This window comes from Pseudomonas sp. AC242, from assembly GCF_979258655.1.
Map to the genome: position 1 here is coordinate 1438372 of NZ_OZ409873.1, position 23648 is coordinate 1462019.

General features: G+C 60.3%; 18 protein-coding genes and 3 tRNA genes. 19 read left to right on the forward strand and 2 right to left on the reverse strand.

Annotated elements, in window-relative coordinates:
• Nucleotides 1-17: 17 nt before the first annotated feature.
• Nucleotides 18-3296, reverse strand: a complete 3279-nt coding sequence (locus ACZZ0A_RS06430; RefSeq protein WP_095111755.1) for a sensor domain-containing protein — start codon at nt 3294-3296, stop codon at nt 18-20.
• A 74-nt stretch (nt 3297-3370) separates the two neighbouring features.
• On the reverse strand, nt 3371-4255 hold the full coding sequence (locus ACZZ0A_RS06435; protein ID WP_463542670.1) for a LysR family transcriptional regulator: 885 nt from the start codon (nt 4253-4255) through the stop codon (nt 3371-3373).
• A gap of 140 nt (nt 4256-4395) precedes the next feature.
• Between ACZZ0A_RS06435 and leuC the strand changes: the two genes are divergently transcribed.
• From leuC to ACZZ0A_RS06530, 19 genes are all read left to right on the forward strand, one after another.
• Nucleotides 4396-5814, forward strand: coding sequence for a 3-isopropylmalate dehydratase large subunit (gene leuC / locus ACZZ0A_RS06440; RefSeq protein WP_007913443.1), 1419 nt, complete (start codon nt 4396-4398; stop codon nt 5812-5814).
• 11 nt (nt 5815-5825) lie between these two features.
• Nucleotides 5826-6470 carry a 3-isopropylmalate dehydratase small subunit gene (leuD, locus tag ACZZ0A_RS06445; protein ID WP_007913445.1) on the forward strand — a complete coding sequence of 215 codons (645 nt, stop codon included), beginning with the start codon at nt 5826-5828 and terminating at the stop codon, nt 6468-6470.
• A 160-nt stretch (nt 6471-6630) separates the two neighbouring features.
• Complete coding sequence (locus ACZZ0A_RS06450) at nt 6631-7398, forward strand: class I SAM-dependent methyltransferase (protein WP_463542671.1); 768 nt, start codon at nt 6631-6633, stop codon at nt 7396-7398.
• Nucleotides 7399-7452: 54 nt separating this feature from the next.
• Nucleotides 7453-8535: a 3-isopropylmalate dehydrogenase gene (leuB, locus tag ACZZ0A_RS06455; RefSeq protein ID WP_463542672.1), complete on the forward strand. Its 1083-nt coding sequence runs from the start codon at nt 7453-7455 to the stop codon at nt 8533-8535.
• A gap of 66 nt (nt 8536-8601) precedes the next feature.
• Complete coding sequence (gene asd / locus ACZZ0A_RS06460) at nt 8602-9714, forward strand: aspartate-semialdehyde dehydrogenase (protein ID WP_007913448.1); 1113 nt, start codon at nt 8602-8604, stop codon at nt 9712-9714.
• A gap of 276 nt (nt 9715-9990) precedes the next feature.
• Entirely contained in the window at nt 9991-11001 is a 1011-nt protein-coding gene (locus tag ACZZ0A_RS06465; RefSeq protein WP_463542673.1) for an aspartate-semialdehyde dehydrogenase, read from the forward strand.
• A gap of 208 nt (nt 11002-11209) precedes the next feature.
• Entirely contained in the window at nt 11210-13861 is a 2652-nt protein-coding gene (locus ACZZ0A_RS06470) for a motility hub landmark protein FimV (RefSeq protein WP_414915420.1), read from the forward strand.
• Nucleotides 13862-14105: 244 nt separating this feature from the next.
• Nucleotides 14106-14930 carry a tRNA pseudouridine(38-40) synthase TruA gene (truA, locus tag ACZZ0A_RS06475; RefSeq protein WP_034152768.1) on the forward strand — a complete coding sequence of 275 codons (825 nt, stop codon included), beginning with the start codon at nt 14106-14108 and terminating at the stop codon, nt 14928-14930.
• Between the two features lie 65 nt (nt 14931-14995).
• A complete protein-coding gene (locus tag ACZZ0A_RS06480) occupies nt 14996-15616 on the forward strand; it encodes a phosphoribosylanthranilate isomerase (RefSeq protein ID WP_007913453.1) in 621 nt (206 codons plus the stop codon).
• 226 nt (nt 15617-15842) lie between these two features.
• Nucleotides 15843-16763 carry an acetyl-CoA carboxylase, carboxyltransferase subunit beta gene (accD, locus tag ACZZ0A_RS06485; protein ID WP_007913458.1) on the forward strand — a complete coding sequence of 307 codons (921 nt, stop codon included), beginning with the start codon at nt 15843-15845 and terminating at the stop codon, nt 16761-16763.
• Nucleotides 16760-18067 carry a bifunctional tetrahydrofolate synthase/dihydrofolate synthase gene (folC, locus tag ACZZ0A_RS06490; protein ID WP_414894143.1) on the forward strand — a complete coding sequence of 436 codons (1308 nt, stop codon included), beginning with the start codon at nt 16760-16762 and terminating at the stop codon, nt 18065-18067. Before accD ends, folC begins: the two co-directional genes overlap by 4 nt.
• Complete coding sequence (locus tag ACZZ0A_RS06495) at nt 18051-18701, forward strand: SPOR domain-containing protein (protein WP_463542674.1); 651 nt, start codon at nt 18051-18053, stop codon at nt 18699-18701. Before folC ends, ACZZ0A_RS06495 begins: the two co-directional genes overlap by 17 nt.
• Nucleotides 18702-18799: 98 nt before the next feature.
• Nucleotides 18800-19360: a CvpA family protein gene (locus tag ACZZ0A_RS06500; protein WP_007913461.1), complete on the forward strand. Its 561-nt coding sequence runs from the start codon at nt 18800-18802 to the stop codon at nt 19358-19360.
• A gap of 41 nt (nt 19361-19401) precedes the next feature.
• On the forward strand, nt 19402-20907 hold the full coding sequence (gene purF, locus ACZZ0A_RS06505) for an amidophosphoribosyltransferase (protein WP_007913462.1): 1506 nt from the start codon (nt 19402-19404) through the stop codon (nt 20905-20907).
• Nucleotides 20908-20980: 73 nt separating this feature from the next.
• On the forward strand, nt 20981-22192 hold the full coding sequence (locus ACZZ0A_RS06510) for an O-succinylhomoserine sulfhydrylase (protein ID WP_007913463.1): 1212 nt from the start codon (nt 20981-20983) through the stop codon (nt 22190-22192).
• Nucleotides 22189-22965 carry an SDR family oxidoreductase gene (locus ACZZ0A_RS06515; protein WP_007913464.1) on the forward strand — a complete coding sequence of 259 codons (777 nt, stop codon included), beginning with the start codon at nt 22189-22191 and terminating at the stop codon, nt 22963-22965. The genes ACZZ0A_RS06510 and ACZZ0A_RS06515 overlap by 4 nt, the downstream gene beginning before the upstream one ends.
• Before the next feature lie 216 nt (nt 22966-23181).
• A tRNA-Val gene (locus tag ACZZ0A_RS06520) sits at nt 23182-23257 on the forward strand.
• Nucleotides 23258-23313: 56 nt separating this feature from the next.
• Nucleotides 23314-23390: transfer RNA gene (locus ACZZ0A_RS06525), tRNA-Asp, on the forward strand.
• A 94-nt stretch (nt 23391-23484) separates the two neighbouring features.
• Nucleotides 23485-23561 (forward strand) — tRNA-Asp (locus ACZZ0A_RS06530).
• The last annotated feature ends 87 nt before the right edge of the window (nt 23562-23648 follow it).

Sequence of the window (23648 nt, forward strand, 5' to 3'; positions counted from 1 at the left end):
GTTGCAACGTGCACCGGTTATGGCAGGAGCTTTTTCAGATCCTCCAGTGCAACCGGTCGACTGTGCAGATAACCCTGATACAAATGGCAGCCCAAGCCTTGCAGGAACGCCAGTTGTTCCGGGGTTTCCACGCCCTCGGCAATCACCTCCAGCTCCAGACTGCGCGCCATGGCGACGATCGCGCGGATAATCTCGGCATCGTTCGGATCGGTCGTCGCATCGCGGATAAACGACTGATCGATTTTCAGTGTGTCCACTGGTAGCCGCTTGAGGTAAGTCAGCGACGAATAACCGGTGCCGAAGTCATCCATGGCGAAGCTCACGCCAAGCTTTTTCAGGCGGCGCATTTTGCTGATGGTGTCTTCCAGATTCTGGATGACGATGCCTTCGGTGATTTCCAGTTTCAGCAGCGAGCAGGGCAGGCCGTGGCTGCTCATGCTGTGTTCGATGCGCTCGACGAAGTCATTCTGACGGAACTGTCGTGGGCTGATGTTCACGCACAGGCTGAAATTCAGCGGGTCGACCCGTTTCTGCGCGATCAGTTGTTTGAAGGCATTGCAGGCTTCGTCGAGGATCCAGGTGCCGACTTCGAGAATCAGGCCGCTGTCTTCCAGTACTTTGATGAACTCGGTGGGTGACTGCGCGCCCAATTCCGGATGATTCCAGCGCACCAGGGCTTCGGCGCCGATGATGCGGTTGTCGCGGGCATCGACCTGCGGCTGAAAGTGCACGTTGAATTCACCGCGCGACAGCGCCAGGCGCAGGTCGGTCTCCATGCGCAGCCGCTCGCTGGCGGCTTTCTGCATGGTGTTGTGATACATCTGCGTGGTGTTACGCCCGGAATCCTTGGCCCGGTACAGAGCAATGTCGGCGCGTTTGAGCAGATCGGTCGGCGTCGAGCCATGATCGGGAATCAGCGCCACGCCGATGCTCGGCGTCACTTGCAGGCGCTGGCCGTCGAGGAACATCGGTTCCGAGAGCAATTCGCGCAGGGTGTCGGCCAGATTGCGCACTTGCGTGCTGACTTCGTTGCGCGAGCCTTCGAGACCGCTGAGCAGCACGACAAATTCGTCGCCGCCGAGGCGTGCGACCGTGTCTTCCATGCGCACACTGGCTTCGAGCCGCGCGGTGATGATCTTCAGCACCGTATCCCCGACCGGATGGCCGAGGGAGTCGTTGATGTGCTTGAAGTGATCGAGATCGAGAAACAGCAACGCGCCGCGCAGGTTGTGGCGCTTGAGCAGGGCGATCTGCTGGCTCAGGCGATCCATCAGCAAGGCGCGGTTGGGCAGGTTGGTCAGCGGGTCGTGATAGGCCAGATGGCGAATTTGCGCTTCGGCGTTTTTCAACAGGCTGACGTCGCGCGCGGTCAGCAGCAGGCACGCCGTTTCATTGAGGGTGATCGGCTCGACCGAGACTTCCACCGTCAGCATCTCCCCGCGCTTGTTGCGCCCGAGCATTTCCTGATGGTGCACGCGGCCCTTGATCTGCAATTCGGCGAGTAATGCCGAGCGCTGTTTTTCCTCAGCCCAAATCCCGACCTGATAAACCGTTTTGCCCACGACTTCTTCAGCGCGGTAGCCAGTGAGGCGGCAGAAGCCGTCGTTGACTTCCAGATAACGCCCGGTGTCGCGCTCGGTGATGGTGATCGCGTCGGGGCTGGAGTGAAAGGCCTTGGCGAATTTCTCTTCACTGGCTTTCAGCGCCGCTTCCGAACGCTGTTGTTGGGTGATGTCACGCAGGGTGGTGACGATGCACGGTTGATCGCCGACGCTGATCTGCCGGCTGGAAATCACGCAGGTCAGTGATTGGCCATCCTTGTGCTGAACGATGATTGCGACGTTGCTCAGGCCCTGTTCGCGAATCACTCGTTCGATGCGTTGCAGGCTTTTCGCCGAGGCGTCCCACAGGCCGATTTCTTCGGCGGTGTGGCCGATGACGTCGGCGGCGCTCCAGCCGAACGTCTGGGTAAAGCTGTTATTGATTTCGATGAACTCGCCACTGTCCTGGCGGGTGACGCAGATCGGGTCCGGGCTGACTTGGAACAGCGTGGCGAACTTCTCTTCCGAGGCCACCAGCCGCTGTTCGCGTTCGACCTGATCGGTGATGTCGAGCAGCGTGCCGGCCATGCGCAGCGGCGCGCCGTTGTCGTCGCGGTAGAGGCGGGCGCGGCTTTCCAGATAGCGCGAGCTGCCGTCCGGCAGTTGCACGCGATAGGTCAGCTGATAATTGCCCGCCGGGCCTTCGCGCAGGCTGCGGTAGGCGTCGCGCATGCTGTCGCGTTCCTCACCGGGCACGCCTTCGAAAAACTCTTCGAACGACTCATGAAACGGTTTCGGCTCCAGACCGTGCAGTTGCGCGGCCCGCGCCGAGCCGTAGAGCATGCCGCTGGGAATGTGCCAGTCCCAGGTGCCGAGCTGTGCCGAGTCCAGCGCCAGATCGAGGCGTTCCTGGCTGTCCTTCAAGGCGTGTTCGGCGGCTTTGCGTTCGGTGGTGTCGAGGAAGGTGCTGAGCAGATAGGGCTGACCTTCGAGTTCGACCTTCTGTGCGCTGAGAATGCCGTCGTGAATCTGCCCGTTACTGGCGCGAAACTGCACCTCCATGCTGATCAATTCGCCCTTGGTGTTGGTCTTCTTGACCAGTTCGCCGCGTTGCTCCGGATGCACCCACAAACCCAGCTCCAGAGTGGTGCGGCCGATGGCGCTCTGCACCGGCCAGCCGAACAGGCTTTCGAAATACTGATTGGCTTCGCTGATCAGGCCGTCTTCCTGACGGGTCAGCAGGACCATGTTCGGGCACAGGTGAAAAAGTGTCGCGAAACGTTTCTCCGAACTGCTCAGGGCCTGTTCGCGTTGGCGCTGGTGGGTGATTTCACGAATCACCCCGATCATTCGGGGGCGGCCGTTTTTATCCGGCAGCAGGCTGCCGCTGATCTCCAGCCAGTGCAGGCTGCCATCAGGCCAGCGGATACGGTGGTGCATCGCTTGTTCCAGCGGCGCCCCGGCAATCACCGCGTGGAAGGCGCGAACGGTTTTCGCCCGGTCTTCCGGCGGCAGCAGGTCGAGGTATTCCAGATCTTCGGGCAGCGGTTGCCGAGGATCGAAGCCGAACAAGGCCTGGGTGCCACGCGACCAACTGATCTGCCCGCGCTCGATGTCCCAATACCAGGCGCCGAGCCGCGCGCCGTTGAGCGCCGCCAGCAATTGCGGCGCGCTTTCCCAGCTCTGCTCGGAATGACGCGGGTCAATCGCCTGAATACGCGGCATCGGCGGAATTCGGTCAACAGATTTCGGCATCGTGGACAGGCCTTGAGCTGATGGTGGCGTTAGGCACAGGGGCAGCGGCTCTATAGGAGTAGCACAAGTTGGCCTCAAGTCCCTGGCAGATCGATTTGTGCATCCAGTAAGGCCATAAAGGCCCGTGCCGCATTCGAGAGCGTCCGTTCAGTGTGCAGGATATAGCCTAGCTGGCGACTGAGCTGTATGCCCGGCAATACGATGCTTGCCACCTGCTCATCGAGCATGGTGCGCGGCAAAACGCTCCAGGCCAGGCCAATCGAGACCATCATCTTGATGGTTTCCAGATAGTTGGTGCTCATGGCGATATTCGGCGTCAGGCCTTGGGCCTCGAACAAGCGTTGGACAATGTGGTGGGTGAAGGTGTTGCCACCGGGGAAAACCGCCGGATGACCGGCAATGTCCGCCAGATTGACCGAGCCATTGCTGATCAGCGAATGCTCCGGGGCAACCACGAAATCCAGCGGGTCGTCCCAGACGGGTGTGGCTTTGACCAGTGCGTGAGGTTCCGGCGCCAGGGTGATGACCGCCAGTTCGGCGCGGCCATGGAGAATTTCTTCGTAGGCCACTTCCGAATCAAGGAACTGAATATCCAGCGCAACCTGTGGGTAACGACGGGTGAATTCCCGCAATAGCGGCGGCAAACGGTGCAAACCGATGTGGTGACTGGTCGCCAGTGTCAGGCGCCCGCTGACTTCGCCGGTCAGATTGGTCAGCGCGCGGCGAGTGTCATCGAGCACGTTGAGAATCTGATAAGCCCGCGGCAGCAGGGCGCGGCCGGCCTCGGTCAGGCCGACTTCACGGCCCAGCCGATCAAACAACCGCACCTTCAACTGCTGCTCCAGCCCGGCGATGCGTTTGCTGATCGCCGGCTGCGTCAGGTGCAGGCGTTCGCCGGCGCCGGAGAAGCTGCCGGTCTCGGCAATCGCGATAAAAGCGTTGAGGTTGGCCAGATCCATGTTCGTATTCCAGTTGGTTATCCAAAGCATAAAAAATATGAATTTGAGTTATTTAATCTAACCCCATAGGATCGGCCTCACAAGCCAAAGGGTTATTGATAAGCCCAGGGCATAGAAACAAGCTGATGAGGAACCGTCTGATGGCCGGCAAAACGCTCTACGACAAGCTCTGGGATTCGCATTTGGTCAAGCAGCGCGACGATGGCTCGGCGCTGATCTATATCGATCGTCACATCATCCACGAAGTGACTTCGCCGCAAGCCTTCGAAGGCCTGCGTCTGGCCGGGCGCAAGCCTTGGCGCATCGATGCCAACATCGCGACCCCGGACCACAACGTACCGACGACCCCGGAGCGCAAGGGCGGCATCGCAGCCATTGCCGATCAGGTCTCGCGTTTGCAGGTTCAGACCCTCGATGACAACTGTGATGAATACGGCATCGTCGAGTTCAAGATGAACGACGTGCGCCAAGGCATCGTCCACGTCATCAGCCCGGAGCAGGGCGCGACCTTGCCGGGCATGACCGTGGTCTGCGGCGACTCGCACACCTCGACCCACGGCGCGTTCGGCGCTCTGGCCCACGGTATCGGCACTTCCGAGGTCGAGCACGTGCTCGCCACCCAGTGCCTGGTCGCGAAGAAAATGAAGAACATGCTGGTGCGCGTTGAAGGGCAATTGCCGTTCGGCGTGACCGCCAAGGACATCGTTCTCGCGGTGATCGGCAAGATCGGCACCGCCGGCGGTAACGGTCACGCGATCGAATTCGCTGGCAGCGCGATCCGCGACTTGTCCGTCGAAGGCCGCATGACCATCTGCAACATGTCCATCGAAGCCGGTGCCCGTGTTGGCCTGGTGGCAGCGGATCAGAAAACCGTCGACTACGTGAAGGGCCGTCCATTCGCACCGAAAGGTGAGCAGTGGGACATGGCCGTCGAAGCCTGGAAAGATCTGGTCTCCGACGCCGATGCCAAATTTGACACCGTGGTTGAACTCGACGCTGCGCAGATCAAGCCGCAAGTCAGTTGGGGCACGTCTCCGGAAATGGTTTTGGCCGTTGACCAAAACGTGCCGGACCCGGCCAAAGAAATGGATCTGGTCAAACGCGACTCGATCGTCCGCGCCTTGAAATACATGGGTTTGACTGCCAATCAGGCGATCACCGACATTCAGCTGGATCGCGTATTCATCGGTTCCTGCACCAACTCGCGGATCGAAGACTTGCGCGCTGCGGCGGTAATCGCCAAGGGCCGCAAAGTCGCCTCGACCATCAAGCAAGCGATCGTGGTGCCGGGCTCGGGTCTGGTGAAGGCTCAGGCAGAAGCCGAAGGTCTCGACAAGATTTTCCTCGAAGCCGGTTTCGAATGGCGTGAGCCGGGGTGCTCGATGTGTCTGGCGATGAACCCGGACCGTTTGGAGTCCGGCGAACATTGCGCCTCGACCTCCAACCGTAACTTCGAAGGCCGTCAGGGCGCCGGTGGCCGTACCCACCTCGTCAGCCCGGCCATGGCGGCGGCGGCAGCGGTGAACGGTCGTTTCATCGACGTTCGTGAATTGATCTAAAGGAGCGCAGCATGAAAGCTTTTACCCAGCACACTGGTCTTGTCGCGCCTTTGGATCGTGCCAACGTCGACACCGACCAGATCATTCCGAAGCAGTTTTTGAAGTCGATCAAACGCACCGGTTTCGGCCCGAACCTGTTCGACGAGTGGCGTTACCTGGATGTCGGGCAACCGTATCAGGACAACTCCAAGCGCCCGTTGAACAAGGATTTCGTCCTCAACGCCGAGCGTTATCAGGGCGCCAGCGTATTGCTCGCCCGCGAGAACTTCGGTTGCGGCTCCAGCCGTGAGCACGCGCCATGGGCGCTGGAAGAATACGGTTTCCGCAGCATCATCGCGCCGAGCTACGCCGACATCTTCTTCAACAACAGCTTCAAGAACGGTTTGTTGCCGATCATCTTGAGCGACGCTGAAGTCGATGAGTTGTTCAAGCAGGTCGAGGCCGAGCCGGGTTATCAACTGCAGGTCGATCTGCAAGCGCAGACCGTGACCCGTCCGGATGGCAAGGTGTACAGCTTCGAGATCGACGCGTTCCGCAAGCACTGCCTGTTGAACGGTCTGGACGATATCGGTTTGACCTTGCAGGACGGCGATGCGATTGCGACGTTTGAGGCCAAGCATCGTGTGAGCCAGCCTTGGTTGTTCCGCGACGCATAATGATTCGAGATTGATGTAGTCAGGGCCGGCCCCTTCGCTGGCAAGCCAGCTCCCACAGGGATTTGCGTTGTTCACAAAACCTGTGGGAGCTGCGGTGCGACGATTCGACTTGCCAGCGATGAGGCCGGAACAAGCACCATAAGATTCAAGGAAAGATCCCATGACCAGCACCGCCCAACACAGCCAGGTTGTCCAGAAGCAATTCGGTGAACAGGCCGCAGCCTACCTGAGCAGCGCCGTTCACGCTCAGGGCACCGAATTCGCTCTGCTACAAGCTGAGCTGGTCGGGCAGGGCGACGCCCGGGTGCTGGATCTGGGTTGTGGCGCCGGTCACGTCAGTTTCCACGTGGCACCGCTGGTCAGGGAAGTGGTCGCCTACGACCTGTCACAGCAAATGCTCGACGTGGTCGCCACCGCTGCTGTTGATCGCGGTTTCACCAACATCGCCACGGTCAACGGCGCCGCTGAGCGTTTGCCGTTTGCCGATGGCGAGTTCGACTTCGTGTTCAGCCGGTATTCGGCGCATCACTGGAGCGATCTCGGTGTCGCCCTGCGCGAAGTGCGTCGGGTGCTGAAGCCGGGCGGTGTGGCGGCATTCGTGGATGTGTTGTCACCGGGCAGTCCGTTGTTCGACACTTACCTGCAAAGCGTCGAAGTGCTGCGCGACACCAGTCATGTGCGCGATTATTCCGCCGCTGAGTGGCTGCGGCAGGTCAGCGAGGCCGGTTTGCATGTGCGCAGTACCACGCGTCAGCGCCTGCGTCTGGAATACACCAGTTGGGTTGAGCGCATGCGCACGCCTGAAGTAATGCGCGCGGCGATCCGCCAGTTGCAGCAGTCGATGGGCAATGAAGTGCGCGAATATTTTGAGATTGATGCCGATGGCTCGTTCAGTACAGATGTAATCGTGCTGATGGCCGAGCGATAAGAATTTTTCCGGGCGCGCCTAAGGTGGCGCACCGACTGAAGACACGAGGAAAGCATGAGCAAGCAGATTCTGATTCTCCCAGGTGACGGTATTGGTCCTGAAATCATGGCCGAAGCGGTCAAGGTGCTGGAGCTGGCCAACGACAAGTACAACCTGGGCTTCGAGCTGAGCCATGACGTGATCGGTGGCGCCGCCATCGACAAGCACGGCGTGCCGCTGGCCGATGAAACCCTCGACCGCGCCCGCGCTGCTGACGCCGTATTGTTGGGCGCCGTCGGTGGCCCGAAATGGGACACCATCGAGCGTGATATCCGCCCTGAGCGCGGCCTGCTGAAAATCCGTGCCCAACTGGGCCTGTTCGGCAACCTGCGTCCGGCGATCCTGTACCCGCAACTGGCCGACGCTTCGAGCCTGAAGCCGGAAATCGTTGCCGGTCTGGACATCCTCATCGTTCGTGAGCTGACCGGCGGCATCTACTTCGGCGCGCCGCGCGGCAGCCGTACCCTGGAAAATGGCGAGCGTCAGTCCTACGACACGCTGCCGTACAGCGAAAGCGAAATCCGCCGCATCGCCCGCGTCGGTTTCGACATGGCCATGGTCCGTGGCAAGAAGCTCTGCTCGGTGGACAAGGCCAACGTGCTGGCGTCCAGTCAACTGTGGCGTGAAGTGGTCGAGCAAGTGGCCAAGGATTATCCGGAAGTCGAACTGAGCCACATGTACGTCGACAACGCCGCCATGCAACTGGTGCGCGCACCGAAGCAGTTCGACGTGATTGTCACCGACAATATGTTCGGCGACATTCTGTCCGACGAAGCGTCGATGCTCACCGGTTCCATCGGCATGCTGCCGTCGGCCTCGCTGGATTCCAACAACAAGGGCATGTACGAGCCTTGCCACGGTTCCGCTCCGGACATCGCCGGTAAAGGCATCGCCAACCCGTTGGCGACCATTCTGTCGGTGTCGATGATGCTGCGTTACAGCTTCAATCTGCATGACGCGGCCGATGCCATCGAGAAAGCCGTCAGCGTTGTGCTCGATCAAGGGTTGCGCACTGGCGACATCTATTCGGCCGGTTGTAGCAAAGTCGGTACGCAGGAAATGGGCGACGCAGTAGTCGCCGCGCTGCGGAATCTGTAATCTCTCGGGCCCGCTGCGAAATTCAATACAAAGCAGCGGCCCACTTTTCAAGAAGGTGTAGTTGCGATGAAACGTGTAGGTCTGATCGGTTGGCGCGGGATGGTCGGTTCCGTGCTCATGCAGCGGATGCTGGAAGAGCAGGATTTCGATCTAATCGAGCCGGTGTTTTTCACCACGTCCAACGTCGGTGGCCAAGGCCCGTCCGTGGGCAAGGACATTGCTCCGCTCAAGGATGCTTACAGCATTGATGAGCTGAAGACCCTCGACGTGATTCTGACCTGCCAGGGCGGCGACTACACCAGCGAAGTGTTCCCGAAACTGCGCGAAGCCGGCTGGCAGGGTTACTGGATCGACGCGGCCTCGAGCCTGCGCATGAACGATGACGCGGTGATCATTCTCGATCCGGTCAACCGCAAGGTCATCGACCAGCAGCTCGATGCGGGCACCAAGAACTACATCGGCGGCAACTGCACCGTCAGCCTGATGCTGATGGGCCTGGGCGGCTTGTTTGAGGCCGGTCTGGTCGAGTGGATGAGCGCCATGACCTATCAGGCGGCTTCCGGTGCCGGCGCGCAGAACATGCGTGAACTGATCAAGCAAATGGGCGCGACCCACGCCGCTGTCGCTGATCAACTGGCCGATCCGGCCAGCGCGATCCTCGACATCGACCGTCGCGTTGCTGATGCCATGCGCAGCGAAGCGTACCCGACCGAAAACTTCGGCGTACCGCTGGCCGGCAGCCTGATTCCGTGGATCGACAAGGAACTGCCGAACGGCCAGAGCCGCGAAGAATGGAAAGCTCAGGCTGAGACCAACAAGATCCTCGGCCGCTTCAAGAGCCCGATTCCGGTCGACGGCATCTGCGTGCGCATCGGCGCCATGCGTTGCCACAGCCAGGCGCTGACCATCAAGCTGAACAAAGACGTGCCGATCGCTGATATCGAAGGGCTGATCAGCCAGCACAACCCTTGGGTCAAACTGGTACCGAACCAGCGCGAGATCAGCATGCAGGAGCTGAGCCCGACCAAGGTCACTGGCACCCTGAATGTGCCGGTGGGTCGTCTGCGCAAGCTGAACATGGGTTCGCAATTCGTCGGTGCCTTCACCGTCGGCGACCAACTGCTGTGGGGCGCGGCCGAACCGCTGCGTCGCATGCTGCGGATTTTGCTTGAGCGTTGATCGTTTGCAGCAATGAAAGAGCCCGCGCCTTGTGAGAGGTGCGGGTTTTTTTATGCCTGTGGTTTCTCGGGTGTCTGGATTGGCCCCATCGCTGGCAAGCCAGCTCCCACAGGGATTTGTGGAGTACATAAAATCTGTGAATCGCACCGCCCATTGTGGGAGCTGGCTTGCCAGCGATGAGGCCGGTGCAGGCGCCGCAAATCCTCGGCAGAAATTGCCTGCATGGCGGTCACCCGGTAAAGTGCCGCTCCCCCCGTTTCGCCAGAGGCTCGCACCATGACCCAGACCCTAGATATTGCCGTGATCGGCGCCACCGGTACTGTCGGCGAAACCCTCGTACAGATTCTCGAAGAGCGCGACTTCCCGGTCGGCAACCTGCACCTGCTGGCGAGCAGCGAATCTGCTGGCAGTTCGGTGCTGTTTCGCAACAAGAACGTGCGCGTTCGTGAAGTCGATGAATTCGATTTCAGCAAGGTCAAACTGGTGTTCTTCGCCGCCGGCCCGGCCATCACCTTGAGCTACGCCGCGCGTGCCCACGCCGCCGGTTGCTCGCTGATTGACCTGTCCGGTGCGCTGCCGGCCGATCAGGCGCCGCAATTGGTGCCGGAAGCCAACGCCGCAGTACTCGCCAGTTTGAAAGCACCGTTCCAGGTCAGCAGCCCAAGCCCGTCGGCCACTTCGCTCGCCGTGGTGCTGGCGCCGCTGCTCGACCTGATCGATCTGCAATATGTGAATGTCACCGCCAATCTGGCCGTTTCCGCCCAAGGTCGTGAAGCCGTGACCGAGCTGGCGCGACAGACCGCCGAGCTGCTGAACATGCGCCCGCTGGAACCGACCTTCTTTGATCGGCAGATGGCCTTCAACCTGCTGGCGCAGGTCGGCACGCCTGACGCGCAGGGCCACACGCTGCTGGAAAAACGTCTGGTGCGCGAGTTGCGTCAGGTGCTGGCGCTGCCTTTATTAAAGATTTCCGCAACTTGCGTTCAAGCCCCGGTGTTTTTTGGCGATAGCTTTAGCGTGACCTTGCAGTCAGCGTCGGCTGTCGACCTGGCAAAAGTCAACGCTGCACTCGAAGACGCGGCCGGTATCGAGCTGGTCGAAGCCGGTGATTACCCGACTGCTGTCGGTGACGCGGTGGGGCAGGATGTTGTCTATGTCGGTCGCGTGCGCAGCGGTGTTGACGACCCAGCGGAACTTAATCTGTGGCTGACGTCAGATAACGTACGCAAGGGCGCGGCCCTTAACGCTGTGCAGGTGGCTGAGTTGTTGATAAAAGACCTGCTGTAAAAGATACTTGGCAACAATTTGTCGACTGATTCTAGGTGAGCGCTATGCTTGCCCAGATCGCTTGATAACGTGTCACCCTCCGGGACATTCCGGGGCATCAAAGAAATGATCGCGCGCGGCATCTGTCGTCGTCGCGCGCAATGCCTTACGGCAGCGGTATTCAACATCTTCTCGCTGGCCGAGGAACGTTCAAACAAAGGATGAGGCTATGGTTCAAGTTCGCAAACTGGTGTTAGCAATAGCGGCCGCCTCGGCGCTGTCCTCCGGTATGGCGCATGCCCTCGGGCTCGGGGAGCTGACCCTGAAGTCGACCCTGAACCAGCCGCTGGTGGCTGAAATCGAGCTGCTCGACGTCAAGGATCTCACCGCTGCCGAAGTGGTGCCGAGCCTGGCTTCAGCTGAAGACTTTGCCAAGGCCGGCGTCGATCGCCAGGCCTTCCTCAATGATCTGACCTTCACCCCGGTGCTCAACGCCAGCGGCAAAAGCGTGCTGCGCGTGACCTCGAGCAAACCGCTGTCGGAACCGATGGTGAAATTCCTCGTCCAGGTGATGTGGCCGAACGGCCGTCTGCTGCGCGACTACAGCGTGCTGCTCGATCCCTCGAAATTCTCGCCGCAGACCGCTGATGCCGCCGCGCAACCGGCGCCGTCGCAGACCATCACTGCGCCGACCACGGGCGCCACGCACTCGACGCAATACACCACCACGCCGCGCGACACCCTGTGGGAAATCGCTGCGAAAGCGCGTACCGGCGGTTCGGTGCAGCAGACCATGCTGGCCATTCAAGCGCTGAACCCGGATGCGTTCATCGGTGGCAACATCAACCGCCTGAAGACCGGTCAGGTGCTGCGCCTGCCGGATTCCGTGCAAAGCACTGCGTTGCCACAGTCGAAGGCCATTGCCGAAGTCGCTGCGCAGAACGAAGCCTGGCGTCAGGGCCGTCGTTATGTGGCCAAACCGGGCACCGGTCAGCAGCAGCTCGATGCGACCAATCGTGGTCGCGGCAATACCGGTGCTGCGCAGAACGCTCAGGACAATCTGAGTCTGGTTTCTGCTGAAAGCGCCAAGTCCCGCGGCAAAGGCCCGGCGGGTGATGCTAAAGCCTTGAGCAACAAGCTCGCGGTCACTCAGGAAAGCCTCGACACGACCCGTCGTGATAACGAGGAACTGAAAAGCCGCATGTCCGATCTGCAAAGTCAGTTGGACAAGCTGCAAAAACTGATCGAGCTGAAGAACAATCAGCTGGCAAAACTGCAGGCCGAAGGGGCGGGCGCTGCGCCGGCCGCCAACGCTGCTGCACCGGCGGTGCCTGCGATCACGGCTGAACTGGCTGCCACGCCGCCAGCCACTCCGGCAGAAGCGGCGCCGACGCCAGAGTCCGCCATTGCGCCACCGGCTGAAACGCCAGTCGTCGAGCCAGTGGTGGCGCCGAAGCCGCCTGTCGATGACGAGAAAACCTTCAATGAGCTGCTGACCAATCCGATCCTGTTGGGTCTGGTCGGTGGCGGTGTAGTGGTTCTGCTGCTCCTGCTGTTGTTGCTGGCACGTCGCCGCAAGGCCCAGCAGGAAGCTGAGAAACATCTGCGCATGGCCCGCGCTCTGTCTGAAGAGCAAGAGTTCTCCGCCGAGCAGGATCTGCCGGAAAGCAGCTTCGAAGGTCTGGAAACCCCGGCGGCGAGCGTCAAGCTCAACACGCCGGCGCCAGCACCTGCTCCGGCACCCGTAGTGGCTCCGGTAGTTGCCCCGATCGTGATGGCTGAACCGATTGCGGCGCCGCTGGTGGCGCCGGCCGCCGAGCGCTCGGATGACGTGCTCGACAAGGCGCAGTCGCACATCAACGCCGGTCGCCTGAATCAGGCTGCTGCACTGCTGGAAGAGGGCGTCAGCCTGGAGCCGCAACGCAGTGATCTGCGTCTGAAGCTGATGGAAGTCTACGGTCAGCAGGGCGACCGCGATGCGTTCGTCGGTCAAGAGCGTCAACTGGTGGCCAATGGTGACAACTTCGCCAAGGTCGAAGAGCTGAAAAGCCGCTTCCCGGCCATGGCCGTCGTCGCTGCGACAGGTCTGGCCGCTGCTGCCGTGGCCGCCGAACTGGACGCGCAATACGTCAAGGATTTGCTGCTGGATGAGCCTGAAGCACCGGCGCCAGCGCCTGTGGAAGACGATCTGGACAGCGCGTTTGATCTGAGTCTGGACGATCTCGACAACATCACGCCGGTTGAGCCGGCTCCGGTGGTTGAGCCTGAAGCGCCGGTCGAGCTGGATGAATTCCCGGCGGACGACGACCTGAGCTTCGAATCGGTGCTGCAACAGCAGACCGATATCAAAGAGAACCTGGATGATCTGTCGGACTTCGACCTCGATCTGGACCTGGGTGCCGAACCGGCGCCTGCGGTTGACCTGGCGGACGATGACTTCCTGCTGGATCTGGACGAAGGCGTGAAGGATCTGCCGCCAGTCGAACCGCCGGTGGTGGCTGACGTGCCACAAGATGATCTGGAGCTGCCGGCCGATTTCGATCTGTCACTGGCCGACGAAATGGACAGCAATCCTGCGGCTGAGCCGGATGCGTTCGCTGCCGAACTGGATGACGTCAACGCCGAGCTGGATCGTCTGTCGCAAACCATTGCCGAGCCGACCTTCACCGAAGCCGATGCGGCAATCGGTGGTGATCTGGGTGAAGACGATTTCGACTTCCTCGCTGGCACTGATGAAGCCGCTACCAAGCTTGATCTGGCTCAGGCCTACATCGACATGGGCGACAGCGACGGCGCACGCGACATCCTCAACGAGGTCGCCAGTGAGGGGAGCGAGGCACAGAAAAAAGAAGCTCAGGAAATGCTTTCGCACCTGGCATAAATCCAGCGGTAAACAAAAAACGGCAGCCCTTTGAGGCTGCCGTTTTTGTTTGTCTTTTTTGAATCAAAAGATCGCAGCCTTCGGCAGCTCCTACAGGGGAACGCCATCTCATGTAGGAGCTGCCGAGGGCTGCGATCTTTTGATCTTGAAACTGGTATCCCCGGTCCACAGCCTTATAATGCCCGCCTTTGCACAAACAGCAGGCTGTCCCACCTTGGCAAACATAGATAACCCGGTCGCCGAAATGGCTCCCGACGGCTTTTACCGCGTCGCGTTGGGCGTTGAGTACAAAGGCTCGCGTTACAGCGGCTGGCAGCGTCAGTTGACGGGTGTGGCGACGGTGCAGGAAGAGCTGGAAAAAGCCCTGTCGAAAGTCGCCAACTCACCGGTTTCGCTACAGTGCGCCGGACGCACCGACGCCGGCGTGCATGCCTGCGGACAAGTGGTGCACTTTGATACAACGGTCGATCGTTCGCTGAAAGCCTGGGTCATGGGCGCCAACATCAATCTGCCCCATGACATCAGCGTCAGTTGGGCTCGGGTGATGCCGGCGCATTTCCATGCGCGGTTCAAAGCCATCGCCCGGCGCTATCGCTACGTGATCTACAACGATCAGATTCGCCCGGCGCATCTCAATGAAGAAATCACCTGGAATCATCGCCCGCTGGATGTCGAGCGCATGGCCGAGGCCGCGCAGTATCTGATCGGCACTCACGATTTCAGCGCGTTCCGCGCCGGTCAGTGCCAGGCCAAGTCGCCGATCAAGAAGATGCATCACCTGCGCGTGACCCGTCACGGCAAGATGATCGTGCTCGATATTCGCGCCAATGCCTTCCTGCATCACATGGTGCGCAATATCGCTGGCGTGCTGATGACCATTGGTGCTGGCGAGCGTCCGGTGGAGTGGATGAAGGAAGTCCTCGAAAGCCGCGAGCGCCGCTCCGGTGGGGTGACCGCGCATCCGTACGGCTTGTATCTGGTGCAGGTCGAGTACCACGATGAATTTCCGTTGCCCGAGCGTTTTATCGGGCCACATTTCCTTACGGGGTTCTCCGAACTTGACGGCTGACGCCCTCGAACGCTTTTGTTACCATCCGGGACTTTCCCGGATTTTGCCTCGGAGTTTTTCTCGATATGTCAGCCGTTCGCAGCAAGATCTGCGGGATTACCCGCATAGAAGATGCGCTGGCCGCCGTTGAGGCCGGGGCGGATGCGATCGGGTTTGTGTTCTATGCCAAGAGTCCGCGTGCGGTAACCGTACAGCAGGCGCGGGCGATTATTCAGGCATTGCCGCCGTTTGTGACTACCGTAGGGCTGTTCGTCAATGCCAGCCGTTGCGAGTTGGGTGAAATCCTCGACGCCGTGCCGCTGGATTTGTTGCAGTTTCATGGTGATGAAGACGCTGAAGACTGCGAAGGCTGGCATCGTCCGTACATCAAGGCGTTGCGGGTCAAGGCCGGTGATGACATTGCGGCGGCGGTTGATGCCTATCCGAGCGCCAGTGGCGTGCTGCTCGACACTTATGTCGAAGGTGTGCCCGGCGGAACCGGTGAGGCGTTCGACTGGTCATTGATTCCGCAGACGTTGAGCAAGCCGTTGATTCTCGCGGGTGGTTTGACCCCGGAGAACGTCGCAGATGCCGTGGAGCGGGTAAAACCGTATGCGGTGGATGTCAGTGGCGGGGTGGAAGCGAGCAAAGGCATCAAGGATCACGCAAAGATCCGCGCGTTCATCAACGCCGTAAAAGGAATATAGGAACCTGCCGGTTCCGATATTGATGTGACGGCTGGCAGTCTGCCGCCGTCCATCAATGCACTTGCACAAAGCAGGCGCGGCTGAGGGTTCTGGATCGCACGCAGGTCATGTTTCGCGCTGATCGTGGCAGTCCGGCAACCATCGCCACACACATGAATTTAGCTGAAGGGCATACGCGGGGCTGCGAACCAGAGCGTTCGGGCCGCCGGTACTGGAGAAAGAAAGCATGAGCAACTGGTTAGTAGACAAACTGATCCCTTCGATCATGCGTTCCGAGGTCAAGAAGAGCTCGGTCCCTGAAGGTCTGTGGCACAAATGCCCGTCTTGCGAGGCGGTGCTGTATCGTCCGGAGCTGGAAAAGACCCTGGACGTGTGCCCCAAGTGCAACCACCACATGCGCATCGGCGCACGTGCGCGCATCGACATTTTCCTCGATGCCGAAGGTCGCAATGAACTGGGCGCCGATCTGGAGCCGGTTGACCGTCTGAAATTCCGTGACGGCAAGAAGTACAAGGATCGCCTGACCGCTGCCCAAAAGCAGACTGGCGAAAAAGACGCGCTGATCTCCGTCAGCGGTACCTTGCTGGGCATGCCAGTGGTGGTTTCGGCCTTTGAATTCGCCTTTATGGGCGGTTCCATGGGTGCCATCGTCGGTGAGCGCTTCGTGCGCGCCGCCAACTACGCGCTGGAAAATCGCTGCCCGATGATCTGCTTCGCCGCCTCCGGTGGTGCGCGCATGCAGGAAGCGCTGATCTCGCTGATGCAGATGGCCAAGACTTCGGCTGTGCTGGCGCGTCTGCGTGAAGAAGGCATTCCATTCATCTCCGTACTGACCGACCCGGTCTACGGTGGTGTTTCGGCGAGTCTGGCGATGCTTGGCGACGTGATCGTCGGTGAGCCGAAAGCCCTGATCGGCTTCGCCGGTCCGCGCGTTATCGAACAAACCGTGCGTGAAAAACTGCCGGAAGGCTTCCAGCGCAGCGAATTCCTGCTGGAGCACGGTGCGATCGACATGATTATCCACCGTCAGGAACTGCGCCCGCGCCTGGGTAACCTGCTGGCACAGATGACTGGCAAGCCGACGCCGAAATTCGTCGCCGCGCCAATCGAGCCAATCGTGGTTCCTCCGGTACCTGCTGGCCTATGACCGAGCGCACCCTTGGCGAATGGCTCGCCTACCTTGAGCAGTTGCATCCGTCGGCCATCGACATGGGTCTGGAGCGTTCGCAACAGGTAGCGTCCCGCATGGGGCTGGGCCAGCCGGCGCCTCGGGTGATCACGGTCACTGGCACCAACGGCAAGGGTTCGACCTGCGCTTTCGTGGCTTCATTGCTGCGGGCGCAGGGCCTGAGCGTTGGTGTCTACAATTCCCCGCACCTGCTGCGTTATAACGAGCGGGTGCAGATCAATGGCGTCGAAGCTACTGACGCGCAGCTGTGTGAAGCCTTCGCGGCGGTCGAGGCCGGGCGCGGCGATACTTCGCTGACTTACTTCGAAATGGGCACCCTCGCGGCGTTCTGGCTGTTTCAACAGGCCGGGCTTGATGCGGTGGTGCTGGAAGTCGGTCTGGGCGGGCGTCTGGATACGGTCAATGTGGTCGACGCCGATATCGCGCTGGTCACCAGCATTGGCGTCGATCATGCCGACTATCTGGGCGACACCCGCGAGTCCGTGGCTTTCGAGAAGGCCGGAATTTTCCGTCAGGGCAAACCTGCCTTGTGCGGCGATCTGAATCCTCCGCAACCATTGCTGGACAAGGCGCGTGAACTGGCCTGTCCGTTTTTCCTGCGTGGGCGTGACTTCGACCTCGGTATTACTGATCAGCACTGGCAATGGCGCGGCACCGATGCGCAGGGGCAAGTGGTTGAACTGCGTGACTTGCCGCTGCTCGATCTGCCGATGGAAAACGCCGCACTGGCGTTGCAGGCGTATCTGCTGCTCGGTTTGCCGTGGGATTCGCAACAGATTGTGGCGGCATTGCAGGCGACGCGCGTGGTCGGTCGACTGGATCGTCGCTCGTTCGAGTGGAACGGCAAGCGTCTGAATCTGTTGCTGGATGTTGGGCACAATCCGCATGCGGCCGAGTATCTGGCCCGCCGGCTGGCCTCGCGACCACCGGTCGGCAAGCGCCTGGCGGTGTTTGGTCTGCTGGCGGACAAGGATCTGGATGGTGTTGTCGGCGAGTTGAATGCTAGTGTCGAGCATTGGGCGGTAGCGCCGCTGGATTCACCGCGTGCTCGGCCGGTGAGTGAGTTGCATGCGGCCCTGCAGAACCTTGGTGCGTCCGTCACGTCTTATGACAGTGTCGCCGCCGCGCTGGAAGGGCAGTGCGCGGTAGCCACCAGCGACGACGAGATTCTGTTGTTCGGATCATTTTATTGTGTCGCCGAGGCCCTTGAATGGTTAGCCCGGCGCTCCACGGAGGAAGCGGCAAATGGCTTTGCTGGATAAAGCGTACAAGCAGCGCATGGTTGGCGCTTTGGTGCTGGTTGCGCTGGCGGTGATCTTCCTGCCGATGCTGTTTTCCCGCCAGGACGAGCAGCGTCAGGTCACCGTTGAGGCGCCGGCAGCTCCGCAAGCGCCGGCCATGCCGCAAGTGCAAATGGAAACGGTGGCCGTGCCTGAGCCGCAAGCCTTGCCGCAGGAGCCAGTGCCAACGGATGAAGAAGTCGCCGAAGACACAGCGCCTGCTGCGCCCGTCGCACCGGCGCCAACAGCGCCTATCATGATCACCAAGCCTGTTGCGCCGCCCGCGGTGGCCAAGCCGATTCCGGCACCTGCTCAGCCGATCACTGCATCCTCGAGCAAGCCGGACACCACGAAAAGCCGCGTCGATGCCAACGGCCTGTCGGTGAGCTGGTCGGTGCAACTGGCCAGTCTGTCGAGCCGCGCCAGCGCCGAAAGCCTGCAGAAAACCCTGCGCAGTCAGGGCTATAACGCCTACATCCGCTCGGCCGATGGCAAGAATCGGGTGTTTGTCGGCCCGCTGATCGAGCGTGCCGAGGCTGATCGTCTGCGTGATCTGTTGGGTCGTCAGCAGAACCTCAAGGGTTTTGTTGTACGCTTCCAGCCTGAGCGCGGTTGAAAACTATCACCTCGATTGAAATGCACTGACAATCGCAGCTTACCGAGAGGCATGCGCTCTGCTAAAATGCGCCGCCTTATCCGTCTGTAGGCTGCACTGTGCCATTTACCTGGGTTGACTGGGCGATCGTTGCAATCATCGCCATCTCCGCTTTGATCAGTTTGAGCCGCGGCTTCGTCAAGGAAGCATTATCGCTGGTGACCTGGATCATCGCAGGAGTCGTCGCCTGGATGTTCGGTGGCTCATTGTCCGAGTACCTCGCCGGATACATCGAAACCCCATCGGCTCGCGTGATCGCGGGCTGTGCCATCATGTTTGTCGCCACACTGATCGTGGGCGCAATGATCAATTATCTTATCGGCGAGTTGGTACGTGTCACCGGGTTGTCCGGGACCGATCGATTCCTCGGCATGGCCTTCGGCGCAGCGCGTGGCGTGTTGCTGGTGGTCGTGGCGGTCGGGCTGTTGAGCCTGGGGCCGGTACAGCAGGACGGGTGGTGGAAAGAATCACAGCTCGTACCAAAATTTCTATTGGTCGCTGATTGGTCCAAAAACCTGATTCTCGGGTGGAGCAGTCAGTGGCTTGCCAGCGGAATCAGCGTACCCGCTGATATTCCGTTCAAGGAGCAACTCTTGCCGTCGGCGAAAACGCCTCAGTGAGTGTTGTTCAGTTCAGATCCATTAAGTAGGGGTTGCGTCGCATGTGTGGCATCGTCGGTATCGTCGGTAAGTCGAACGTCAATCAGGCGCTGTATGACGCGCTAACCGTGCTCCAGCACCGCGGCCAGGACGCTGCCGGTATCGTGACCAGCCATGATGGCCGGTTGTTCCTGCGCAAGGACAATGGCTTGGTGCGTGACGTGTTTCAACAGCGTCACATGCAGCGTCTGGTCGGCCACATGGGCATCGGTCACGTCCGTTACCCGACCGCGGGCAGCTCGACTTCGGCCGAAGCCCAACCGTTTTACGTCAACTCGCCTTACGGCATCACCCTGGCGCACAACGGTAACCTGACCAACGTTGAACAGTTGGCCAAAGAGATCTACGAATCCGACCTGCGTCACGTCAACACCAGTTCCGACTCGGAAGTGCTGCTCAACGTGTTCGCCCATGAGCTGGCCCAGCGCGGCAAGCTGCAACCGACCGAAGAAGACGTGTTTGCCGCCGTGACCGACGTGCACAACCGTTGCGTCGGCGGTTATGCGGTAGTGGCCATGGTGACCGGTTACGGCATCGTCGGTTTCCGCGACCCGCACGGCATCCGTCCGATCGTGTTCGGCCAGCGTCACACCGACGAAGGCGTCGAGTACATGATCGCCTCGGAAAGCGTTTCGCTGGACGTGCTTGGTTTTACCCTGATTCGCGACCTGGCGCCGGGCGAAGCGGTCTACATCACTGAAGACGGCAAGCTGCACACCCGTCAGTGCGCGACCAACCCGTCCCTGACTCCGTGCATTTTCGAACACGTCTACCTGGCGCGTCCGGATTCGATCATCGACGGCGTTTCGGTCTACAAGGCCCGTCTGCGCATGGGTGAGAAGCTCGCTGAGAAGATTCTGCGCGAGCGTCCAGAGCACGACATTGACGTGGTTATCCCTATTCCGGACACCAGCCGTACCGCGGCACTGGAACTGGCCAACCACCTGGGCGTGAAATTCCGCGAAGGTTTCGTCAAGAACCGTTACATCGGCCGTACCTTCATCATGCCGGGCCAGGCTGCGCGCAAGAAGTCGGTACGCCAGAAGCTCAACGCCATTGAGCTGGAGTTCCGCGGCAAAAACGTGATGCTGGTCGACGACTCGATCGTGCGCGGCACCACTTGCAAGCAGATCATCCAGATGGCCCGCGAAGCCGGCGCGAAAAACGTCTACTTCTGCTCGGCGGCTCCAGCGGTTCGCTTCCCGAACGTCTACGGCATCGACATGCCGAGCGCGCACGAACTGATCGCGCACAATCGCTCGACTCAGGACGTGGCGGATCTGATCGGTGCTGACTGGCTGATCTATCAGGATCTGCCTGACTTGATCGAAGCGGTCGGTGGCGGCAAGATCAAGATCGAGAACTTCGATTGCGCAGTGTTCGACGGCAAGTACGTCACCGGCGACGTCGACGAGGCGTACCTGAACAAGATCGAACAGGCGCGTAACGACTCCTCGAAGATCAAGACCCAGGCGGTCAGTGCGATCATCGATCTGTACAACAACTGAGTTTCTACCGGCCCTGAGGGGCCGGTTTTGTATCTGACTTTCAATTTTCGCGAACAGGGCAAGGAGTGACAGCATGAGTCAGGAATGGGATGCCGGTCGGCTGGACAGCGATCTCGAAGGCGTAGCGTTCGATACCCTGGCCGTACGTGCCGGTCAGCACCGTACGCCGGAAGGCGAGCACGGTGATCCGATGTTCTTCACCTCCAGCTACGTGTTCCGCACCGCCGCCGATGCGGCCGCAAGGTTTGCCGGCGAAGTGCCGGGTAACGTTTACTCGCGTTACACCAACCCTACCGTGCGTGCGTTCGAAGAGCGCATTGCTGCGCTGGAAGGCGCCGAGCAAGCCGTTGCGACCGCCACCGGCATGGCCGCCATCATGGCGGTGGTGATGAGCTTGTGCAGCGCCGGCGATCACGTGCTGGTTTCGCGCAGTGTGTTCGGTTCGACCATCAGTCTGTTCGAGAAGTACTTCAAGCGTTTCGGCGTTGAAGTCGATTACGTACCGTTGGCCGATCTGTCGGCCTGGGATGCGGCGATCAAGTCCAACACCAAACTGCTCTTCGTCGAATCACCATCCAATCCTTTGGCGGAACTGGTCGATATCACCGCACTGGCTGAAATCGCTCACACCAAAAGCGCGATGCTGGTGGTCGATAACTGCTTCTGCACGCCCGCTTTGCAGCAGCCGCTGAAAATGGGGGCTGACATCGTTGTGCACTCGGCAACCAAGTTCATCGACGGCCAGGGCCGTTGCATGGGCGGCGTGGTTGCCGGTCGCAGCGAGCAGATGAAAGAAGTCGTCGGCTTCCTGCGCACTGCCGGGCCGACCTTGAGCCCGTTCAACGCATGGATCTTCCTCAAAGGTCTGGAAACCCTGAACCTGCGGATGAAGGCGCACTGTGCCAATGCCCAGGAGCTGGCCGAATGGCTGGAGCAGCAGGACGGCATCGAGAAGGTCCATTACGCCGGTCTCAAGAGTCATCCGCAGCACGAGTTGGCCCGGCGTCAGCAGAAGGGCTTCGGTGCGGTGGTGAGTTTTGAAGTCAAGGGCGGCAAAGAGGGCGCGTGGCGCTTTATCGATGCAACCCGCTTGATTTCGATCACGGCCAACCTCGGTGACAGCAAAACCACCATCACGCACCCGAGCACCACGTCTCACGGCCGCCTGGCGCCGCAGGAGCGTGAAGCTGCGGGCATTCGTGACAGCCTGATTCGCATCGCGGTCGGTCTGGAAGACGTAGTCGACCTGCAAGCCGACCTGGCGCGCGGTCTGGCGGCGTTGTGATCGAGTTGTCCACTCCGTCAGCGGGTACCCATGGCCGCGTTGCGCTGGTCACGGGGGCCGCGCGTGGCATCGGTCTGGGGATTGCGGCGTGGTTGATCAGCGAAGGCTGGCAAGTGGTGCTGACGGATCTGGATCGTGCGCGCGGTTCGAAAGTGGCGAAGGTGCTGGGCGAAAATGCCTGGTTCATCGCGATGGACGTTGCTGATGAGGCTCAGGTTGCGCTGGGTGTCGCTGAGGTGTTGGGACAGTTTGGTCGCCTCGATGCACTGGTGTGCAATGCGGCGGTCGCTGACCCGCACAACATCACGCTCGAAAGCCTCGACCTGGCTTACTGGAATCGCGTGCTGGCGGTAAACCTCAGCGGGCCGATGTTGCTGGCCAAGCACTGTGCGCCGTATCTGCGTGCGCACAACGGTTCGATCGTCAATCTGGCCTCTACTCGTGCGCGGCAGTCGGAAGCGGACTCCGAGGCGTATGCGGCGAGCAAGGGCGGTTTGTTGGCGCTGACGCATGCGCTGGCAATCAGTCTGGGGCCGGAGATTCGCGTCAACGCCGTCAGTCCGGGCTGGATCGATGCGCGTGATCCTTCTGCACGTCGAGCGGAGCCTTTGGCGGATGCTGATCATGCTCAGCATCCGGCGGGCAGGGTAGGGACGGTCGAGGACGTGGCGGCCATGGTCGCCTGGTTGCTGTCGAGGAATGCCGGGTTTGTCACCGGGCAGGAGTTCGTCGTCGATGGCGGCATGACGAAAAAGATGATCTACAGCGAGTAGATCGCCTTTTTCTCTGAATTTGCGTTGAATCAACTGACGCCTTCGCGAGCAGGCTCGCTCCCGCATTTGGAATGCAGACCCCCTGTGGGAGCGGGTTCGCTCGCGAAAGCGGTTTTGCAGGATGGAAACAATTTCGTCTTTTTCAGAAAAACTTCAATCCTGCTATTGACTTAGGTCTGCTACCTGCGTAAATTTCGCGGCCTCGGAGATGCAAACGGGTGATTAGCTCAGCTGGGAGAGCGTCTGCCTTACAAGCAGAATGTCGGCGGTTCGATCCCGTCATCACCCACCACTCCCCGAGAAACTTGCGTAAGCAAGAACGTAGGCTGAAAGTGCCTGCACCGACGCGCAGCGGTAGTTCAGTCGGTTAGAATACCGGCCTGTCACGCCGGGGGTCGCGGGTTCGAGTCCCGTCCGCTGCGCCATATTTTACGAGTCAGGCATTGTCTGGTTCGCGATTGCAAGGCACCGAAGCCTGCAGTCAAAACGAGTTACTTGAGCGCAAGCTCAAAGCGATACGCAGCGGTAGTTCAGTCGGTTAGAATACCGGCCTGTCACGCCGGGGGTCGCGGGTTCGAGTCCCGTCCGCTGCGCCATATCTGCTTCAAGGACCACTGAACGCCTTGAAGCACCGAAAGCAACCTTTGGTTGATTCGGAATCGATAGCAAAGACCCTGGTCGAA

What these genes read in the sequence shown, in the direction of transcription:
- ACZZ0A_RS06430 (WP_095111755.1), bottom strand. Translation starts at nt 3,296, where the DNA reads ATGCCGAAATCTGTTGACCGAATTCCGCCGATGCCGCGTATTCAGGCG.
- leuD (WP_007913445.1), top strand. Translation starts at nt 5,826, where the DNA reads ATGAAAGCTTTTACCCAGCACACTGGTCTTGTCGCGCCTTTGGATCGT.
- leuB (WP_463542672.1), top strand. Translation starts at nt 7,453, where the DNA reads ATGAGCAAGCAGATTCTGATTCTCCCAGGTGACGGTATTGGTCCTGAA.
- ACZZ0A_RS06495 (WP_463542674.1), top strand. Translation starts at nt 18,051, where the DNA reads ATGGCTTTGCTGGATAAAGCGTACAAGCAGCGCATGGTTGGCGCTTTG.
- ACZZ0A_RS06480 (WP_007913453.1), top strand. Translation starts at nt 14,996, where the DNA reads ATGTCAGCCGTTCGCAGCAAGATCTGCGGGATTACCCGCATAGAAGAT.
- ACZZ0A_RS06450 (WP_463542671.1), top strand. Translation starts at nt 6,631, where the DNA reads ATGACCAGCACCGCCCAACACAGCCAGGTTGTCCAGAAGCAATTCGGT.
- leuC (WP_007913443.1), top strand. Translation starts at nt 4,396, where the DNA reads ATGGCCGGCAAAACGCTCTACGACAAGCTCTGGGATTCGCATTTGGTC.
- truA (WP_034152768.1), top strand. Translation starts at nt 14,106, where the DNA reads ATGGCTCCCGACGGCTTTTACCGCGTCGCGTTGGGCGTTGAGTACAAA.
- asd (WP_007913448.1), top strand. Translation starts at nt 8,602, where the DNA reads ATGAAACGTGTAGGTCTGATCGGTTGGCGCGGGATGGTCGGTTCCGTG.
- ACZZ0A_RS06465 (WP_463542673.1), top strand. Translation starts at nt 9,991, where the DNA reads ATGACCCAGACCCTAGATATTGCCGTGATCGGCGCCACCGGTACTGTC.
- folC (WP_414894143.1), top strand. Translation starts at nt 16,760, where the DNA reads ATGACCGAGCGCACCCTTGGCGAATGGCTCGCCTACCTTGAGCAGTTG.
- ACZZ0A_RS06470 (WP_414915420.1), top strand. Translation starts at nt 11,210, where the DNA reads ATGGTTCAAGTTCGCAAACTGGTGTTAGCAATAGCGGCCGCCTCGGCG.
- ACZZ0A_RS06435 (WP_463542670.1), bottom strand. Translation starts at nt 4,255, where the DNA reads ATGGATCTGGCCAACCTCAACGCTTTTATCGCGATTGCCGAGACCGGC.
- accD (WP_007913458.1), top strand. Translation starts at nt 15,843, where the DNA reads ATGAGCAACTGGTTAGTAGACAAACTGATCCCTTCGATCATGCGTTCC.
- purF (WP_007913462.1), top strand. Translation starts at nt 19,402, where the DNA reads ATGTGTGGCATCGTCGGTATCGTCGGTAAGTCGAACGTCAATCAGGCG.
- ACZZ0A_RS06510 (WP_007913463.1), top strand. Translation starts at nt 20,981, where the DNA reads ATGAGTCAGGAATGGGATGCCGGTCGGCTGGACAGCGATCTCGAAGGC.